12 protein-coding genes, 5 tRNA genes and 1 riboswitch are annotated in these 18,207 nt (G+C 61.2%); of the genes, 8 read left to right on the forward strand and 9 right to left on the reverse strand.

The window, feature by feature from the left end; all coding sequences use genetic code 11:
• Nucleotide 1: 1 nt before the first annotated feature.
• Nucleotides 2–1,027, reverse strand: coding sequence for an ABC transporter permease subunit (locus AB5Y81_RS17090; RefSeq protein WP_005297859.1), 1,026 nt, complete (start codon nucleotides 1,025–1,027; stop codon nucleotides 2–4).
• A 737-nt stretch (nucleotides 1,028–1,764) separates the two neighbouring features.
• Between AB5Y81_RS17090 and AB5Y81_RS17095 the strand changes: the two genes are divergently transcribed.
• From AB5Y81_RS17095 to AB5Y81_RS17125, 7 genes are all read left to right on the forward strand, one after another.
• Nucleotides 1,765–4,320: a TonB-dependent receptor gene (locus tag AB5Y81_RS17095; RefSeq protein WP_124249675.1), complete on the forward strand. Its 2,556-nt coding sequence runs from the start codon at nucleotides 1,765–1,767 to the stop codon at nucleotides 4,318–4,320.
• 110 nt (nucleotides 4,321–4,430) lie between these two features.
• A complete protein-coding gene (locus AB5Y81_RS17100; protein WP_279485331.1) occupies nucleotides 4,431–5,195 on the forward strand; it encodes a DUF3450 domain-containing protein in 765 nt (254 codons plus the stop codon).
• Nucleotides 5,192–6,565 carry a MotA/TolQ/ExbB proton channel family protein gene (locus tag AB5Y81_RS17105; protein WP_017784161.1) on the forward strand — a complete coding sequence of 458 codons (1,374 nt, stop codon included), beginning with the start codon at nucleotides 5,192–5,194 and terminating at the stop codon, nucleotides 6,563–6,565. Before AB5Y81_RS17100 ends, AB5Y81_RS17105 begins: the two co-directional genes overlap by 4 nt.
• Nucleotides 6,566–6,575: 10 nt before the next feature.
• Nucleotides 6,576–7,103, forward strand: a complete 528-nt coding sequence (locus AB5Y81_RS17110) for a MotA/TolQ/ExbB proton channel family protein (protein ID WP_005297834.1) — start codon at nucleotides 6,576–6,578, stop codon at nucleotides 7,101–7,103.
• Between the two features lie 67 nt (nucleotides 7,104–7,170).
• On the forward strand, nucleotides 7,171–7,578 hold the full coding sequence (locus tag AB5Y81_RS17115; RefSeq protein ID WP_005297833.1) for a biopolymer transporter ExbD: 408 nt from the start codon (nucleotides 7,171–7,173) through the stop codon (nucleotides 7,576–7,578).
• Between the two features lie 16 nt (nucleotides 7,579–7,594).
• Nucleotides 7,595–8,230 (forward strand): energy transducer TonB, encoded by a 636-nt coding sequence (locus AB5Y81_RS17120; protein ID WP_005297832.1) that lies wholly within the window; start codon nucleotides 7,595–7,597, stop codon nucleotides 8,228–8,230.
• A gap of 11 nt (nucleotides 8,231–8,241) precedes the next feature.
• Nucleotides 8,242–9,477: a lipopolysaccharide assembly protein LapB gene (locus AB5Y81_RS17125; protein ID WP_010633016.1), complete on the forward strand. Its 1,236-nt coding sequence runs from the start codon at nucleotides 8,242–8,244 to the stop codon at nucleotides 9,475–9,477.
• Between the two features lie 413 nt (nucleotides 9,478–9,890).
• Here the strand turns inward: AB5Y81_RS17125 and AB5Y81_RS17130 are convergent, their stop codons facing one another.
• Complete coding sequence (locus AB5Y81_RS17130; RefSeq protein WP_106553266.1) at nucleotides 9,891–12,893, reverse strand: glycosyl hydrolase family 18 protein; 3,003 nt, start codon at nucleotides 12,891–12,893, stop codon at nucleotides 9,891–9,893.
• A 148-nt stretch (nucleotides 12,894–13,041) separates the two neighbouring features.
• A riboswitch (cyclic di-GMP riboswitch) is annotated at nucleotides 13,042–13,127 on the reverse strand.
• A 296-nt stretch (nucleotides 13,128–13,423) separates the two neighbouring features.
• Here AB5Y81_RS17130 and AB5Y81_RS17135 point away from each other — a divergent pair.
• Nucleotides 13,424–15,568, forward strand: coding sequence for an ExeM/NucH family extracellular endonuclease (locus AB5Y81_RS17135; protein WP_216988675.1), 2,145 nt, complete (start codon nucleotides 13,424–13,426; stop codon nucleotides 15,566–15,568).
• A 136-nt stretch (nucleotides 15,569–15,704) separates the two neighbouring features.
• Here AB5Y81_RS17135 and AB5Y81_RS17140 read toward each other — a convergent pair.
• The 7 genes from AB5Y81_RS17140 to gltX form a co-directional block, all read right to left on the reverse strand.
• A tRNA-Ala gene (locus tag AB5Y81_RS17140) sits at nucleotides 15,705–15,780 on the reverse strand.
• Nucleotides 15,781–15,814: 34 nt separating this feature from the next.
• A tRNA-Ala gene (locus AB5Y81_RS17145) sits at nucleotides 15,815–15,890 on the reverse strand.
• A 48-nt stretch (nucleotides 15,891–15,938) separates the two neighbouring features.
• Nucleotides 15,939–16,014, reverse strand: a tRNA-Ala gene (locus AB5Y81_RS17150).
• A gap of 63 nt (nucleotides 16,015–16,077) precedes the next feature.
• Nucleotides 16,078–16,153 (reverse strand) — tRNA-Ala (locus AB5Y81_RS17155).
• 28 nt (nucleotides 16,154–16,181) lie between these two features.
• Nucleotides 16,182–16,257, reverse strand: a tRNA-Ala gene (locus tag AB5Y81_RS17160).
• Between the two features lie 237 nt (nucleotides 16,258–16,494).
• Nucleotides 16,495–16,626 (reverse strand): glutamyl-tRNA synthetase, encoded by a 132-nt coding sequence (locus AB5Y81_RS17165; protein WP_223302521.1) that lies wholly within the window; start codon nucleotides 16,624–16,626, stop codon nucleotides 16,495–16,497.
• A 15-nt stretch (nucleotides 16,627–16,641) separates the two neighbouring features.
• Nucleotides 16,642–18,057, reverse strand: a complete 1,416-nt coding sequence (gene gltX, locus AB5Y81_RS17170; protein WP_216988676.1) for a glutamate--tRNA ligase — start codon at nucleotides 18,055–18,057, stop codon at nucleotides 16,642–16,644.
• Nucleotides 18,058–18,207 lie beyond the last annotated feature (150 nt).

An 18,207-nucleotide genomic window follows, 5' to 3' on the forward strand; every position in this document is an offset into this window, starting at 1 on the left:
TTCACTCTCCAAACCGCACGCGGGGATCGACAAGGGCGACGCAGATGTCGGAGACGATGTTGCCCACCAGCATCAGCATGGAGGTGATGGCCAGAATGCCCATCACTGTGGGGTAATCCCGTTCCACGATGGCCTCGTAGCCAAGCAAGCCGATGCCGTCGATGTTGAAGATGGTCTCGATGAGGAAGGATCCGCCGAAGAAGACGGTGAGCACAGATCCCAAGTGGCTGGCGATGGGGATCAGGCTGTTGCGCATGGCGTGATCGGTCACCGCCTTGCGAAACGGCAACCCCTTGGCCACGGCGGTACGCACGTAATCCGCCGACAGGTTCTCCATCAGGCTGTTTTTCATGGTCATGGTGAGGATGGCGAAATCCCCGATGGCATAGGCAATGAGCGGCAACAGTGCATGGGCGAAGAGGGTGCGGATCTGATCCCAGCTGTTCTCCATCCCGTCAAACTCGTCTCCCGGGAAGCCACCCATGGGCAGCCACTCCAGATGAAACGCGAACACTGTGATGAGGAAGATGCCCACCACGTAGGCGGGCAACGCATAGGCCATGTAGATAAGCATGGAGCTGACTGAATCGAAGCGGGTGTTGTGTCTGAGCGCCTTGGCCACCCCGAGCGGGATGGAGACGGCGTAGCTCAGCAGAAAGGTGGCCAGCCCGAAGAAGGCGGTCACCGGCAACCTCTCCTTGATAAGATCCCACACCGGCTCGTAATAGCGGGTCGACTCGCCGAGATCCAGCACCGCCAGCTTCTGCAGCCACTCCCAATAGGCGACCAGCATGGGCTTGTCGAGGCCATAGAACGCCTTGAGCTCCTCGATCTGCTCGTCGGAGAGCGCCTGCGCCCCCTTGCTGCCGCTGGAGCGACCGGACTCATTCTGGGAAACCTGGGCCTGCAGCAACATGCGTTCGACCGGACCGCCCGGCACGAAACGGGTGATGGTGAAGACGAGCAGGGTGATACCGAGAAACGTCGGGATGATCAAAAGCATCCGACGTAGGAAATACGACAGCATGGTGGAACCTCGTCCTTGTTGTTCTTTTATGGCCAGTCACATCCGGTGACGGGCCCGTCCTTCCTGGCATTACTCACTGAATAGCCGATGATTGACAGACTATCCGCTCGGTCACTGTAAAAGCTCTGCAACAAAAATCAAGTAGAACTAGGGGTGCATTCTGGTCCCGGCTTGTGCAGTGGAATTTATCGTGAGTTTTTTCTGAAATTCGCAACTTCAAGATAAAAAACTACAAGATGAACAACTTAAATAACGTTTAGTAATTCAACAAAACAGATAAAAACCAGCAAATAAACTAAATAAACCATTAAAAACAGCCACTTAAAACAAACCCCACAAAAGAACACCTTCTCTATATGGCTGCACATAAATAGGTGGCCGGCGCCCAGCCTGAACCTCAGCCGAACACACTACCAAAACAGACAATAATGCTAAAAATACCTAACTCAACAATATAAAACCCAGAAAGACACCACCCTTATCGATAAGTTCAAAATTAATCGATAAACTGGAATCAATTTGCTTTAACAAAACCTTTACATAGGAAAACGTTACCAAATCAGAATAAATCTCTGCCAAATGCGAACAAATAAAACATAGTCATCTTATTACCCGCCACGCCCCCATCCGTACCGCCTCAATTGACGTCAACCGCCAAACCTTGATAAGCCTTACGCATCGCCCCAACGAGGGCGGTATGGAAGCAAACAAAAAAACAACCAGGAAGGATATAAGCGATGCTTAGGAAAAGCAGACTCTCTGCTGCCGTTGCGTTTGCCTTGGCGAGCGCGGCAGTAGTGGCCACCCCTGTCTTGGCCGAAGAAGGCCAAAACGTCGAAAAACTCCAGAAGATCAAGGTTACCGGCTCGCGCATCTCCCGTGTCGACGTGGAAGGCGCCACCCCGGTTGTCTCCGTCAGCAAGGCCAAGATCGAACAATCCGGTCAGCAGACCGTGGCCGACTACCTGAAGCAGGCTTCCTACAACTCCTTCGGTAGTATCTCCCCCTCCTCCGGCAGCTCAGCCCAATCCCAGGCCACCGTCAGCCTGCGCGGGCTTGGCTCAGAGCGCACCCTGGTGCTGCTCAACGGCAAGCGGGTCGCCGGTTCTCCTTCCATGGGTGGCAGCGCCATCAACCTCAACTCCATCCCCATGGCGGCGGTGGAGCGGGTGGAAGTGAACCTGGACGGCGGCTCGGCTCTGTACGGTTCCGATGCCATCGGCGGTGTCATCAACGTCATCCTGAAACAGGACTATGAAGGGCTGGAATTCCAGGGCCGTATCGGCTCTCCCACCGAAGAGGGTGGTGACGAGAAGAGCGGCTCCATCGTCAGCGGCATCACCGGGGAGAAGGGTGCCCTGATGATGGTGTACGAGCACGACGTCAAGGACGAGATCTACTACAAGGATCGCGACTACCTGGCGTTGCAGGGCTCTTCTGCTCCCAGCCTGTATGGCCGCAACATCAAGGGGATCGATGCCGCCACCGGCAAGACGGTCACCCGTACCCTGGACGGCATCGACTGCGCCAATACCGGCCCCGGCTTCGTGCCGGTCGGTACCGCCTGCCGCTTCGACTTTGCCCAGGTCGCCGCCAAGACCGCTTCCCGTACCCGGGACACCGTCTATGTCAACGGCCGCTATCACATCAATGACAACGTCGATTTCGTACCCCAGCTGATCGGCTCGCGGGTCACCAGCTTCGGCCGCTTCGCCCCGGCCGCCGGTCCCTTCAGCATCGACGGCACCACCCCGGGCGGCGCCCAGCTGCTGGCCGACAACGGCTTCATCGGCGACAAGGCTACCGTCTACTATCGCTTCAGCAACGTCGGCCCCCGTGACAACGACGTCACCGACCTGACCGGCAGCATGAACCTGGGCTTCGAAGGCACACTGCCGACCGAAGCGGTGGGCGATGTGGAGTGGAATGCGGGCTACATGTACTCCAAGACCGACAACAAGAACCGCGGGACCGGCTATGTGCTGAATCCGTCGGTCCAGCAGGAGGTCGACAGCGGCAACTTCAAGAACGGCGAGTTCTCCAGTGCCGCCACCAACAGCCTCTCCTACGACACCAGCCGCACCTCCAAGATGGACTTCTTCCAGTGGTACGGTGGCCTGGGCTGGAGCATGGGCGAACTGCCGGCCGGCCCCATCGGCTGGTACCTGGGGGCCGAGTACAACGACTGGGTCTACTCCGACACCTATGACAGCCAGTCTGCGGCCGGCAACGTCATCGGCTCTTCCGGCAACTCGGGCGGTGGTGTACGCGACGTCTTCGCTGCCTATATCGAGAGCCTGATCCCCATCACCGAGCAGATCGAGCTGAACCTGGCCGGTCGTTTCGACAAGTACAGCGACTTTGGCAGCGCCTTCTCGCCCAAGGCGAGCCTGCGCTATCAGCCGCTGGACAACCTGTTGTTCCGCACCTCCTGGTCGCAGTCCTTCCGCGCTCCGGGTCTGGATGACCTGTACGCGGCCGATGCCGACTCCGCCGACTTCGCCAAGGACTATGTCTCCTGCCAGAAGAACGGTGTGGCCAACTGCCCGGAAGAGCAGTACACCACGGTTCGCCAATCCAACAAGAACCTGAAGGAAGAGACGGCTGACACCTTCGGCATCGGTGCCGCCTACAGCCCGATCGACGACCTCAACCTCTCGCTGGACTACTACTACATCAAGATTGATGACGTGATCCAGCTGGCCACTACCCAGACCCAGTTCTATCAGGAGCTGAACACTGGCAGCAACCCGAACGTCATCCGCGATGCCAACGGCGATGTGGAGCAGGTTTATGCCGGCATGGTCAATCTGGGCCAGCTCAAGACCAGCGGTCTGGACTTCAAGGCTGACTACAAGTACGACTTCAACGTCGCGACCGTGCGCTACGACTTCGGCAGCACCTACATTCTGAAATACGAAGAGGGTCTGTTCGCCGGTGGTCCCATGGTCGACAAGAAGGGCTGGAACGCCAAGCCAGAACTGCGCTTCAACTCCGGTGTCGGGGTCAATGTGCCGCAGTGGTGGAACATGGATACCTACCTGAGTGCCAGCTATATCGACTCCCAGAGCCAGGACTATGTTGACGGTCGGACCGAGGGCCATATCGCCTCCCAGACCACCTGGAACCTGAACGTCGGTGTTGACACCCCCTGGAACGGCAAGCTGCAAGCCGGTGTGAAGAACATGTTCAACGTAGGCCCCTCGCTCTCCAGCGACGGCTTCACCTACGACGAAGATCTCTACGGCATCGACGGACGCATCGTCTACCTCGACTACACCCAGAAGTTCTAATCAACTCTCGTTGAGATACCAACCTAAGCCGGCCCGGTCGGGCCGGCTTTGCCCAACGTCCAAGGAAGTTACGGAGATAGGGTAATCCTATGAAAACAAGGACAATTACAATGAAGAAAGCGCTCCTCGGCAGCCTGGTTTCTGCTGCCTTGCTGACCAGCTTCAATCTGAGTGCCGCCTCTGCCAGCCAGGCAGTGGACGCTCAAGCCGCCACCGACAATGCATCCAAAGTTTCCCAGCAGAAGATCGACAACTACGCCGACTCTGCCGAATCCGCCATCGCCCAGTACAAGGCCGCTCTGCGCCAGGTCGACAGCCTGCGCACCTACAACGAGCAGGTGGGCAAGATGGTCGAATCCCAGAGCAGCGAGCTGGCCTCCATGCAGCGCCAGATCGCCCAGATCGATCAGACCAGCACCGAAGTGGTGCCCTTGATGCTCAAGATGATCGACTCCCTCGATCAGTTCGTCTCGCTGGATCTGCCGTTCCAGAAGGTTGAGCGGGAGGACCGCGTGGCGGCCCTGACCGACCTGATGAACCGGGCCGATGTCACCATCTCCGAGAAGTACCGCAAGATCCTGGAGGCCTATCAGATCGAGGAGGGCTTCAGCCGCACCATCGAGTCCTACAAGGCCAGCCTGGACAAGGATGGCAGCGAGAAGACTTACGAGTTCCTGCGCGTCGGCCGCATTGCCCTGCTCTACCAGTCCCCTGACGGCCAGGAAACCGGCATGTGGAACAAGCAGACCCGCCAGTGGGAAGAGTTGCCCCAAGAGTATCGCAGTGCAGTGGAACAGGGCCTTCGCATCGCCAAGAAGCAGGCGCCTCCCGCCCTCATCAAGCTGCCGGTTCAAACTGCGGAGAAAGCATCATGAAAGGAATCAAACTTGCCATCGCCTCGCTGATCGCGGGCGCTACCCTGGTCACCCTGCCGGTGACCGCCGCCGAGAAACCGGTGGATCTGAACGCCCTGCTCAATCAGGTCAAGGCTGCCAGCACCACTGAATCCCAGCTCAACAAGGAGCGGGAAGCCCGCTTCCTGGCCGACAAGAACGAGCAGACCGCCCTGCTGGCCAAGGCCAAGGCCGACCTGGCTGCCGAGACCGCCAGAGGCGAGCAGCTCAAGGCCACTTTTGATGCCAATGACAAGCAGCTGACCGAGCTGACCGAGACCCTGCGCCAGCGTTCCGGCAACATGGGCGAGATGTTCGGCGTACTGCGCCAGTTCGCCGGCGAGTTCAAGGGGATCTTCAACGCCTCCGCCCGTCGGGTCGAGCATCCGGAGCAGACCGCCCTGCTGACCCGCCTGGCCGAGAGCAAGGAGCTCCCCTCCAGCGATGACCTGACCGCCTTCTGGACCACCACCCTCAGCCGCATGGTCGACGGTGGCAAGGTGAGCCAGATCCCGGCCACCGTGGTCTATGGCGAAGGCAACCAGGCCGAGAAGACCGTCACCCAGATCGGCGAGTTCAACACCGTCTCCGAAGGCAAGTACCTGACCTTCGTGCCGGAGACCGGCAAGTTCGAACAGCTCTCCCGTCAGCCTGAAAACAATGTGCTGGAACCGGTCGCCAAGTTTGAACAGGGCGGTGGCAGCGTCGAACCCATTTTCATCGACCCGTCCCGCGGCGTGATTCTCTCCCTGCTGGTGCAGTCGCCAACCCTCAAAGAGCGCATCGATCAGGGCGGCTCCGTGGGTTACGTGATCCTGGCACTGGGGGTCATCGGCACCCTGCTGGCGCTGTTCTGCGGTGCCCGCCTCTCCCTCATCGGCGGATCCATGCGCAAGCAGCTCAAATCCGATCAGATCATCAAGGGCAACCCCATCGGCGAGATGCTGGGCGCCTACCAGGCGCACCGTGGCGACAACATCGAGGATCTGGAGTCCAAGCTCGACGAGATCATCCTGCGCAACGTGCCCAAGTTCGAGAAGGGCATCAGCATCATCAAGCTGATCGCCTCGGTGGCACCGCTGCTGGGTCTGCTGGGTACCGTGGTCGGCATGATCGCCACCTTCCAGGCCATCACCCTGTTCGGTACCGGCGATCCCAAGCTGATGGCGGGTGGTATCTCCGAAGCCCTGGTCACCACCATGCAGGGTCTGGTGGTCGCGGTGCCCATGCTGTTCCTCTACACCATCGTTCAGACCCAGAGCCGCCGTCTGATCCAGGTGCTGGAAGAGCAGAGCGCCGGCTTCGTCGCCCGTTATCAGGAACGTCTGCACGCCTCCAAAGCCGCAGCGTAAGGAGTCACCCATGTGGTTCTGGTTGATTGAAGAAGTCGAGTCGGTCCGCCGGTTTCTGGGATTGGGGGGCGACGTGCTGGTCGCCCTGTTCTTCCTGACCCTGATGATGTGGGCCCTGCTGCTGGAGCGCTGGTTCTACTTCATGGCGGTCTACCCGCAACAGGTGAAGCAGACCAAGGCCGCCTGGCTGGCCCGCAGCGATCACCTCTCCTGGTCCGCCAGGCAGATCCGCCGCGAGCTGGTCTCCCGGGTGGCTATGGCGGTGGACAAGGGGATGCCGGTCATCAAGGTGCTGATCGCCCTCTGCCCGCTGATGGGACTGCTCGGGACCGTGGTCGGCATGGTGCAGGTGTTCGACACCCTGGCCATCACCGGCACCGGCTCACCGCGGGCAATGGCCTCAGGGATCTCCAAGGCGACGGTACCGACCATGGCGGGCATGATTGCCGCCCTTTCCGGTCTGTTTTTTGTCAGCCGGCTCGATCACAAGGCCAAGCTGGCCGTGCAGAAGCTGGAAGACAACCTGAAACACGGCTGATGCAGGATGCACTCCCCCGCCGGGCCCGGTTCTGGCGGGGGCACAGAACAAGCAAGGAGTTTTTGCCATGAGAAAACGTCACAGCGACAGCAGTGCTGATGAGGCGGCCATCGATTTGACCCCCATGCTGGACATAGTGTTCATCATGCTGATCTTCTTCATCGTCACCACCTCGTTCGTCAAGGAGTCCGGCGTGGAGATCAACCGCCCGAGCGCCAGCACGGCCGAAACGGTGAAGAAGGGGAACATCATGGTCGCGGTCCGCGAGAACGGCCAGGTCTGGGTCGACAAGCGCATCGTCGAAGTGGGTGCCGTGCGTGCCAACATCGAACGGCTGCGGGCCGAAAACCCGGAGAGCGCCGTGGTGATCCAGGCCGACAGCGAATCCCGTTCCGGTCTGGTGGTCCAGGTCATGGATCAGATCCGCATGGCCGGTGTCCAGAACATCTCCATCGCCGCCGACAAGAGCAGCTGATGCCGGAGCGAATGCCATGAGATACCTGATATCGTTAGCGGTCTCCTGCGTGGTGGTGTTCTTCCTGTTCCTGGGAATGAACAAGCTCATCACGCCGGATCACCGGGAGCTGACGGAGAAGGAGGACGTCACCATGACCGACTTCATTCGCCTCAAGCCTCAGGAGACCCTGCAAGAGAGACAACGTGAGCTGCCCAAACCGCCGCCCCCGAAACGCCCGCCCCCCCCTCCCGAGATGGAAGTGGCGAGCACGGATCGGCCGCAGATGGAGAGCTCGCCGATGGACATGCCCAAACTCGACATCCCGGTCAACATCGGCGGCGGCAACGCCCTCGGTGCCTACAGTACCGGCGGCGGTGGTGGCGGCATGGGTGGCAACAACGGCGCCATTCCGCTGGCGACCTTCGAGCCCATGATGCCCCGCAAGGCGGCGCTGGCCGGCCTCGCCTCCGGCAAGGTGCTGGTGGAATTCACCGTCACCGAGCGCGGCACCGTCAGCAACGTGCGGATCGTCAAGGAAGAGCCACGCAGCTACGACCTCGGCAAGGCAGCGCGCCAGACCATCGCCAAATGGACGTTCAAACCGGCCATGGTGGATGGCAAGCCGCAGGCCAGTCGCATGCAGCAAGAGATCGAGTTTGCGACCAACTAAGGAAGGTGGCGATGAAAAAGTTACACACCCTGATCCTCGCCCCGGTCGCCATGGCGGTGCTGCTCAGCACCGCCGGTTGGGCCGCCGAGCAGCCCGCCCTCTCTGATCGCGCCTATCGTGCGGTCAACAAGGCGCAGGCACTGATCACCGAGAAGAAATACGGCGAGGCCAATGCCAAGCTGCAGGAGGCGCTGTCCGGCGCCGGCGAGCGGGTCTACGACAAGGGGGTCATTCTGCAGACCCTGGGCTTCGTGGCGGCGCAGCAGGAGAAGTACGGTCAGGCGACCAAGTACTTCGCCGATGCCATCGCCACTGGCGGGCTGCCCCAGCCGGTGGCCCAGCAGGTGCGCTACAACCTGGCCCAGCTCTACATGGCGGAGGGGAACTTCAAGGCCTCCATCAGCACCATGAACCAGTGGTTCGCGAACCTCGGCAAGGACGAGAAACCGACCCCGCACGCCTACATCACGCTGGCCAACGCCCATGTGCAGCTCAAGCAGTATCGAGAAGCCATTCCGGCGGTGGACAACGCGATCAAGCTCTCCGCGGGCAAGGCGCCGGAGTCCTGGTACCTGCTGAAGATGGCAGCTCACTACGAGCTGAAGCAGTACAAGCCGGCCACCGAGGTGCTGACCGCACTGGTCGACCGCTACCCGGAGAAGAAGAAGTACTGGACCCAGCTCTCGGCCATGCACATGCAGGCGGGCAACGATGCCAAGGCCCTGGCGGCGCTGGAAGGCGCCTACAACCTCGGCATGCTGACCGAAGCCAGCGAGCTGCAGCGCCTCGCCAACTACCTGGCCTTCGCCGGCATTCCCCACCGCGCCGCCCGCGTGATGGAGAAGGCGATGAAGGAAGGGACCATCGAGAGCAACGCAGCCAACTACAAGACCCTGGCCAACTACTGGCACCAGGCCAAGGAGCTGGACCCGGCCATCGACACCCTGGCCAAGTCCTACAAGCTGGCCCCCAGTGCCGATCTGCAGTTGAAGATGGCGCGCATGATGATCCAGAGCAAGCGCTACCAGGATCTGGTGGCCTTCGCCGCCAAGCCCGCCGCCAACGCCAGCGGCGAGCAGCGGGCGGATCTGAAGTTCCTGACCGGGGTCGCCTATTTTGAGCAGCAAAAGCCGAAGGAGGCACTCTCCGCCTTCACCCAGGCTGCCCAGAACGGCAACGTCAGCGGCCGCGCCTCCCCCTGGATCAGCTTCTTGAAAGAGCAGCAGGGCGGCGCCGTCACCCAGTAACCAAGCCGCGTGCCGACCGGGACCATCCCTCGGCAAGGCACGCAACAACACCCGGCAGGACGGGCTCCCGCCCTGCCGATCAACAACAAGGGGATTACCCCGCAGATTGCCTTGGTGGCAATTGGCCGCTCCCCGGAGCGGTCTTTTTTATGCCCCGCCTTTATTACCCCGCCATAAAAAAATCCGGAGCCTGGGCTCCGGATTGGGTCATTACCTTGCGAGAGAACAGGCCATGCAGAGTGCCGGCCTGCCTCTCAAACGGTCATCAGTAGCTACACACCAGTTTCCAGCTGCCGCCGCCCGCTCTGAGCTCGCTGCTGGTACAGCAGCTTGGACAACTCAGTAGCTGCATACCAGTTTCCAGCTGCTATCGCCCGCTCTGAGCTCGCTGCTGGTGCGGCAGCTTGGACAACTCAGTAGCTGCATACCAGTTTCCAGCTGCCGTCGCCCGCCTTAGGCTCGCTGCTGGTCCACCAGTTGGCCTGCCAGACCGCCTTGTTGTTGGTCATACGATCACCACCGTTGGCGTGATCCCCCTGCGGCCAGGTCGGATAGGCCTTGTAGGCGGCCGGATTGACGTTCTGGCTGCTGCAGGTGCTACCGCCCGGGTTCTCACCGCCGCCACTGCTGCCCAGCACGGCCTCCGGCAAAGTCGGGAACTCGGCCTTGAGACCCGCAGTCTGGGTGCCGCTGATGATGCGGATGCCGCTCGGTACACCGGCGGCCGGCAGATAGTAGGTCATCGCCACTTCCACGTCGCTGCCCGGCGCCCACGCCTTCCAGGTCGGCAGCGTGAAGGCCGCCTTGTGGAAGTCCTTCTCGCCCGCGATGCCGTCGGAGTTCTGGTTGCCGCCGCTCTCTACCACTTTCAGCCCCATCCCGCTCTGGTCGGTGATGGTGTCGGAGGTGGAGGTGGGCACCAGGAACTCGATGCGGGTACCGCCCGGAATGGTCTGGGTCGAGTTGTTGGTCAGTTTCAGGGTCGGGTTGATCGGGTAGTTGGAATCCCCCTCCTTGAAGCCGGAGAGGCTCACCGCGATGTCGAGCTGGGCAGTTGGCGCCGCCAGATCGTTCTGCCTGGTGTCGTACTTGGTCGCCTTGGCAAACTTGTCGTAGGCGAGCGTGGTCAGGGTATCCCCCATGCCGTACTCGTTCTTGGCCGGATCGAAGGCGTAGTCACCCGCCATCTCCCAGAACATGACCCCGCCCAGGCCCCGCTTGATGATGTAGTCGAGCTTGTGGCCCATGGACTCTTCATCTTCGGTGGAGAGGAACACCTTCTTCTCTTCGTTCCACAGCCAAGGCGCCTGCGCCTTGTCATCGTAGTAACGCACGTACTTGCCCTGCATCACGTGAGCCGGGTTGTTGGGATCCAGACCCCAGGCCTGACCGTAGCTCGGCATGGTGGTGATACCCAGGCTGGCGGCGTTCTCCAGGTTCTTGGCGTGCCACATGGGCACGGCACCGCCGCCGATCTCCTTGCCGTTCTTGTCGAGATCGTGCCAGATGTTGTCGATGCCGACCGCCCCGTTGCCGCACGGAATGGTGCTGCCGCCGGTACCCGGCTGACAATCGCTCTGGCTCGGCAGTGCTGCCTTGCCGCCCAGGCCGTGGGTGCCACCGCTGACCCCCTGCCAGCCGCGGGTGTAGTAAGGCACGCCCACGTTGATCTTGCCGGCCGCCAGGGCGCCACGGAAGTAGTGGGCAGACCAGGCCGCGTTGAGGTAGCCGATGCCGCCAAACTGGCTCTGGGTATAGACGCCCCAGTGGGCAAGTTCGGCATCCGCCTTGTTGTCGAACAGGGCGGCGTTGTGACCGACGAAGTTGTTCCAGGCGCCGTGGAAGTCGTAGGTCATCAGGTTGACGTAGTCGAGGTACTGGGTGACCTGGAAGTTCTCCATGCCGCGCAGCAGATAGGCCGAGGCCGGCGAGGCGATGGTCAGCATGTACTTGCGACCATCCTCGCTGCCGGCGCTGTCGAGCTTGCTGCGCAGGGTCTGCATCAGCACCTTGTAGTTGGCAAACAGCTTGCCGCGGCACTGGTTGGAGAGCGGGAAGTCGTTGGGGTTGCCCGCATCCTTCATGGAGGTGGGATACTCGTAGTCGACGTCGACCCCGTCAAAGCCGTACTGACGGATGAAGCTCACCGCCGAGTTGGCAAAGGCGTTGATGCCGTCGGTGTTGACCGAGCAGTCACCCTTGGTGGTGGCGGTATAGAAGCCGCGGGTATCGGCCCAGCCCCCCACCGAGATCAGGGTCTTCACGTCCGGATACTGCTTCTTGTACTTGGACAGCAGGTTGAAGTGGCCCTGGTAGGCGAACTCCGGATCCATCTCGGCACCCGGCACGCCGTCCCAGGTCATCTTGGTCGCCGAGTCGTCCACCTTGATGGTGTGGCTCTGCTCGTCCACCGCCGCGAAGGCGTAGTTGATGTGGGTGATCTTGTCCCAGGGGATGTCGCTCACCAGGTAGGAGGGCAAGCCGTTCTTGCCGGTACGCCAGGAGGTGAAGTAACCGATGACCCGGCGGGCGTGGTCATCCCCCATGCACTCGTAGCCATCCGGACGGTAGATCTGACGAATGTCGCAGGAGAGATTGCCACCGGTGGGCGGCAAGGCGGCCTCTTCCACCTGCACGTCGACCTGGCTCGACTCGCCGCTCAGGTTCTCCTTGTCGGTCGCCACCAGCTTGAGGCCGGCCAGCCCCTTGCTCTGGGGCGTCCAGTTCACCTGCCAGGGGGCACTGGTGTCCTCCCCGACCTTCTTGCCATCGACGAACAACTCGACCTTGGCGACGTCGTCGTTGGCATCGGTGACGTTGCCGCTCACCGCCACGCTGCGACCCAGGGTCACCTTGGCGCCGGCGGCGGGGCTCGCGATGCTCACCTTGGGCGCCTCCGGCGCCACCACGGCGGCGACCTTGAAGCTGGAATCCGCTTCGCTCAGCACCTTGCCGTCTTTATCCAGCGCTCGCGCCTTGAGGGCGTGGGCGCCGACACCGGCGGCACGCCAGCTGCCGTTCCAGGGCGAGGCACTCGCCGTGGCGACCAGGGTGCCGTCGATGAGGTACTCGACCTTGACCAGCGCCGTCACCGGGCCGCTCAGGGTCACCGCCAGCGCGACGCTGGCCCCTTCGTTGACACTGGCGCCGGCAGCCGGCGAGCTGACAGCTACGCCGAGCGCCGGGGGCGGCACCTCGCCGCCATAGAGTTTCCAGGCATCGGCCCAGACGACCCCGACACCTGGCTCATAGTGATAGGGCGAGGCCCCGCACCAGCCGGAGTAGGGAAATTCTTTGCACTCATAGAGATTGCCGACGTTGCTGACGATGTCGCCGGCCTTGTAGGCGGTACCGGCCTGATAGGCGGGATAAGCGGCCTGTGCCCAGGCGGGCATGGCAGCCAAAGCCACCAGCATGGCAAGCCTGCTGGGCCTTAGGGTCTGTTGCATATTGTTATCTTCCTTGTTTTGTCTTGGCATTGGTCTCCAAGGCAAAGCACAAGCGCAACCTGCGTGATGGGCGCAGACAACTGGCAATGGACCTGCCACAAACGTCACCCTCACCCTGGGAAGCCCCGCTATCTGGATCGCACGATCTGAAGACCGGAGGCATTGCGTCCCGGCGTCTCGGCCGGTTTGCCCTTTACCTGGGTTCCGTGAGGAACAAGCCGAGTATAGGAATCAACCAGCCGAGTCTCAATCTTCATTCTCGAGGAAAAATATGTGGATGCCAGCGGGATCACATTTTCGCCAATCGGATGAAATAACAAATTTGTCATTAGTTTCATGCTGTTAGCTAAGTCAAAAAAACCGGCATTGCCCTCATTTGTATCCCCGTAATGTGCGTTGGCTCACTGGTACGACATGCCAGAAATGTGACAATGCGCGCCCTTGGCCGATGCGCCAAGGCTATGGAAACACTGGCAAAAAATAAAAAAGGAACAGATATGAAAGGAACACGTACCCTGCTGTCGCTGGCCGTGGGGATTGCGCTCGCCTCCCCGTCCGTCTATGCCGCCGGCTTCAGCTGCCCGGCCGACAGCGACCTCACCCCGATCCCGGTCATTCAGGGCAGCGGTGACAAGAGCCCGCTCATTCCCGCCGACAAGTTCGAAAGCCCCCAGAGCGTCATGGTCAAGGCGGTGGTCTCGGGTCTGGGCGAGAGCCTCAACAAGGGGTTCTACCTGCTGGATGTGCAGGGCGATGGCAACCCCCAGACCTCGGACGGCATCTTCGTCTACCTCAACGACAAAAACTTCGCCAGCAAGTACCCGGACATCAAGCCGGGCGCCGAAGTCTGCCTGGAGGCCAAGGTCGAGGAGTATTATGGCCATACCCAGCTCAAGCCTCTGACTGACAGCGGCACCCCGCGCCTGCAGGTGATCGCCCAGGGCGCAGCCCCGGCCGCCATCCCGCTGCGGGTGCTGGAAAACGAGACCCTGGCACGGGCGCTGGAGCGTCACGAAGGGATGCGGGTACGCCTCGATGCCGACAGCGCGCTCAAAATCAGCCGCAACTTCAGCTATGACTACGCCGCCCGACGCAACAACCTGGTGCTCTCCCACCAGGCGCCGCTGATGAAGCCGACCCAGCTGCACGACGCCGACAGCAAGGCCGCCAAGGCGCTGGCCAAGGCCAACGCCGGCAACCGGGTGTTTCTCGAATCGGACTTCAAGGCCGCCGACGGCAAACTGCCCTGGCTGCCGGCCTGGGAGCCGGAGCAGGGTTACCTGCGCATCGGCGATGCCCCGGTCAATCTGGACGCCATGGTGGGCTACAGCTACAACGAGTACCGGCTGATCGTGCCGCAGGATCAGGTGATCACCGCCGGCGATCTGCTGCGCACCAGCGACAACGACCGCCAGAGCGCTCCGGCCCGTGCCGACGGCACCGATCTGCGCGTCGGCAGCTTCAACGTGCTCAACTACTTCACCAGCCACTCCAGCGTGGGCGGTGCCCTCAATGTGCTGTGCAAGGATCAGGCGGATGCGGACAGCGCCAAGGGCTGCAACCGCGGCGCCAAGAACCTGGAAGATTTCCAGAAGCAGCGCGCCAAGATCGTCAACGCCATCACCGAGATGGATGCCGACCTGCTCGGCCTGATGGAGATGGAGAACAACGGCTTTGACAGCCACTCCGCCATCAGCGACCTGGTGCAGGCCCTCAACGCCCAGCAGAAAGAGGCGGGCAAGCAGTACGCCTTCGTCACCCTGCCCAAGGCGCTGCTGCAGGGCGAGCACTACTTCGGCGGCGACGCCATCATGGTGGCCATGCTCTACCGGCCGGCCAAGCTGGCACCGCAAGGGGACGCCAACGTCATCACCCTGCCGGTACAGAAATACCTGGATGCCAAAGGGGTCGAGAAGCAGGCTTCCCAGCGTGACTCCCTGGTGCAGACCTTCACCGTCGAGGGCAGCAAGGATCCGCTGACCCTGGTGGTCAACCACCTCAAATCCAAGGGCTCAGGCTGCCTGGAGAACCTGGACGGCAAGGAGCCGGCCGATCTGCAGGGCAAGTGCACCGAGTTCCGGGTCAGTGCCGCCAAGGTGCTGGGCGACGCGGTGAGCAAGCTGCCCGGCCAGGTGCTGCTGGTGGGCGACTTCAACTCCTACGCCAGGGAAGATGCGATCCGGGTGCTGACCGACTATGTGCCGACCGATGGCCAGCGCAAGATTGTCTCCGCCTCCCAGACCTTCCTCGGCGACCAGGTCTTTGAGCAGACCGGCAGCGAAGTGGCCAAGAGCTACGGCCTGGTGGATATGAACGTCAAGTTCAACAAAGAGAAGGCCATCTCCTACAGCTACGAAGCCGAGCTCGGCACCCTGGACTATGCCCTCGCCAACCCTGCGCTGGCAGGCAAGGTGATCGCCGTGGCCGACTGGCACATCAACTCGTTCGAGAGCAACCTGTTCGAGTACAGCCGGGACTTCACCGGCGACATGATCAAGTCGGACAATCCGTTCAGTGCCTCCGACCACGACCCCATCATCGTCGACCTCAAGTTGAAAGAGGAGAACAACGGCGGTGGTGGTGCCATGGGCGCCCTGCTGCTGGCCCTGCTGCCGCTGGCCTGGCGACGTCGCCACGGCTGATGACCCATCACCATCAAGCCACAAGCCCGCAGCGATGCGGGCTTTTTTATGGGCCGGCCGGCACGACCGGTGTGCCGAGCGCAAAACAAAAAGGCCACCGCAGTGCGGTGGCCTTTTCTACTTTCATTACGAAAGATGGTGGAGCTACGCGGGATCGAACCGCGGACCTCTTGCATGCCATGCAAGCGCTCTCCCAGCTGAGCTATAACCCCGATGTGTGTGAGTGACGTTGAGTCACTCTGAATTTGGTGGAGCTACGCGGGATCGAACCGCGGACCTCTTGCATGCCATGCAAGCGCTCTCCCAGCTGAGCTATAACCCCAAATTCGGTACTGAATGAATGGTTCTGGCGGCCAATCATCCTAAATAATGGTGGAGCTACGCGGGATCGAACCGCGGACCTCTTGCATGCCATGCAAGCGCTCTCCCAGCTGAGCTATAACCCCACAAAGGTCGGCCTGGGTGATACACACCGCACTGCCCTGGGCACTTCATTTCAATCAGGAACCTGGTGGAGCTACGCGGGATCGAACCGCGGACCTCTTGCATGCCATGCAAGCGCTCTCCCAGCTGAGCTATAACCCCTTGGATTCCAGATTGTTCGAGGATAATTTGGTGGAGCTACGCGGGATCGAACCGCGGACCTCTTGCATGCCATGCAAGCGCTCTCCCAGCTGAGCTATAACCCCAACTCACCTCGGCGCTACCAAAGTTATCTCCGGCAACGGAGGCGCATGATAGGCACCGGCCGCTTTGCTGTCAACCCAAAAATAACGGCGATTCGCGCGTTTAGTCAAAATTCAAGCAGTTAGCCGATTTAACCGGCAATGGCACAGCTATCTCGCTGTTTTATGTCACAAAACAGGCCCTTGACCAAAAACAAAGGGCCCCCGCACGGGAGCCCTTTTTCAAGCGATGGTTGGCGCTTATTCGGCAGCCATGCGCGCTTCGATATACGCCAAAGCGCGGTCGATGCGGGCGAGTACGCGCTCCTTGCCCACCAGCGCCATCACGGCATCGATGGCGGGGGAGAGATTACCCCAGACCGGTGACGGCAATGTGCGACGGCAAGCTTACTCGGCAGCCATGCGTGCTTCGATGTACGCCAGGGCGCGATCGATACGGGCAAGAACCCGCTCCTTGCCCACCAGCGCCATCACGGCGTCGATGGCCGGGGACTGACCCAGACCGGTCACCGCCACGCGCAGCGGCATGCCGACCTTGCCCATGCCCTGACCCAGCTCGGCAGCAGTGGCTTCAATCAGCTCGTGCAGCGCTTCGGTGGTCCAGCTATCCAATGCCGCCAGCTTGGCCTTGGCCAGGGTCAGCGGCTCGGCGGCAACGCCGCGCAGGTGCTTCTTGGCTGCCGCTTCGTCGATCGCCTCGTACTCTTCAAACAGGTAGCGGCTCTGGGCGGCCATCTCGACCAGGGTGTTGCAGCGCTCGGCCAGCAGGGTCACCACGTCGGCCAGTGCCGGGCCCTTGCTGGTGTCGATCTGCTGGTGTTCCATGTGCCAGGCCAGATGCTTGGCCACATAGGCCGGATCCAGGCTGCGCATGTAGTGGTTGTTCAGCCACAGCAGCTTGTCGGTGTTGAAGGCGGAGGCAGACTTGGAGATGGCGTCCAGGCTGAACAGCTTGATCATCTCCTCCAGGCTGAAGATCTCCTGATCGCCGTGGGACCAGCCCAGACGCACCAGATAGTTCAGCAGCGCTTCCGGCAGGTAGCCGTCGTCGCGGTACTGCATCACGGAGACAGCACCGTGGCGCTTGGAGAGCTTGGCGCCGTCGTCACCCAGGATCATGGAGACGTGGGCAAACTCTGGCACCGGTGCGTTCAGCGCCTTGTAGATGTTGATCTGGCGCGGGGTGTTGTTGATGTGGTCTTCGCCACGCACCACGTGGGTGATCTCCATATCCCAGTCATCGACCACCACGCAGAAGTTGTAGGTCGGCGCGCCGTCGGTACGGCGGATGATCAGATCGTCGAGCTCGGTGTTGGCGAACTCGATGCGGCCACGGACGTGGTCATCGAACACCACGGAGCCTTCGGTCGGGTTGCGGAAGCGGATCACGTGGGGCGCATCGGCCGGATGGTCGTGGGCGTGGTCGCGGCACTTGCCGTCATAGCGGGGCTTCTCGCCATTGGCCATCTGGCCTTCGCGCAGCGCTTCCAGCCGCTCCTTGGAGCAGTAGCACTTGTAGGCGCGGCCGTCAGCCAGCATCTCGTCGATCAGGCCGTTGTAGCGATCGAAGCGCTTGGTCTGGTAGTAGGGGCCCTCATCCCAGTTCAGCTCCAGCCATTCCATGCCCTCAATGATGGCGTCGATGGCCTCCTGAGTGGAACGTTCCAGGTCGGTATCCTCGATACGCAGCACGAACTCACCGCCCTGGTTCTTTGCAAACAACCAGGAATAGAGTGCGGTACGGGCACCGCCGACATGCAAAAAGCCGGTCGGGCTGGGAGCAAAACGGGTTTTGACTTTCATCTTTAAGCCTTGTGTAGAGGGCCTTGGGCCAATTCGTTAAAAAAACCGTCGCATTTTAGCACCGACAATGACGGATGGGAAAACCATGGCGCTGCCACGAGCCAAAGTAGGGGGAACAAAGCACCGGTCCGCCCCCTTGCCACCTGATGT

The organism is Aeromonas sp. s2, assembly GCF_040907935.1.
In the GTDB taxonomy this organism is placed as follows: Bacteria; Pseudomonadota; Gammaproteobacteria; order Enterobacterales; family Aeromonadaceae; genus Aeromonas; species Aeromonas dhakensis.

What these genes read in the sequence shown, in the direction of transcription:
- AB5Y81_RS17120 (WP_005297832.1), top strand. Translation starts at nt 7,595, where the DNA reads ATGAGATACCTGATATCGTTAGCGGTCTCCTGCGTGGTGGTGTTCTTC.
- AB5Y81_RS17125 (WP_010633016.1), top strand. Translation starts at nt 8,242, where the DNA reads ATGAAAAAGTTACACACCCTGATCCTCGCCCCGGTCGCCATGGCGGTG.
- AB5Y81_RS17095 (WP_124249675.1), top strand. Translation starts at nt 1,765, where the DNA reads ATGCTTAGGAAAAGCAGACTCTCTGCTGCCGTTGCGTTTGCCTTGGCG.
- AB5Y81_RS17105 (WP_017784161.1), top strand. Translation starts at nt 5,192, where the DNA reads ATGAAAGGAATCAAACTTGCCATCGCCTCGCTGATCGCGGGCGCTACC.
- gltX (WP_216988676.1), bottom strand. Translation starts at nt 18,057, where the DNA reads ATGAAAGTCAAAACCCGTTTTGCTCCCAGCCCGACCGGCTTTTTGCAT.
- AB5Y81_RS17135 (WP_216988675.1), top strand. Translation starts at nt 13,424, where the DNA reads ATGAAAGGAACACGTACCCTGCTGTCGCTGGCCGTGGGGATTGCGCTC.
- AB5Y81_RS17130 (WP_106553266.1), bottom strand. Translation starts at nt 12,893, where the DNA reads ATGCTGGTGGCTTTGGCTGCCATGCCCGCCTGGGCACAGGCCGCTTAT.
- AB5Y81_RS17100 (WP_279485331.1), top strand. Translation starts at nt 4,431, where the DNA reads ATGAAGAAAGCGCTCCTCGGCAGCCTGGTTTCTGCTGCCTTGCTGACC.
- AB5Y81_RS17110 (WP_005297834.1), top strand. Translation starts at nt 6,576, where the DNA reads ATGTGGTTCTGGTTGATTGAAGAAGTCGAGTCGGTCCGCCGGTTTCTG.
- AB5Y81_RS17090 (WP_005297859.1), bottom strand. Translation starts at nt 1,027, where the DNA reads ATGCTGTCGTATTTCCTACGTCGGATGCTTTTGATCATCCCGACGTTT.
- AB5Y81_RS17115 (WP_005297833.1), top strand. Translation starts at nt 7,171, where the DNA reads ATGAGAAAACGTCACAGCGACAGCAGTGCTGATGAGGCGGCCATCGAT.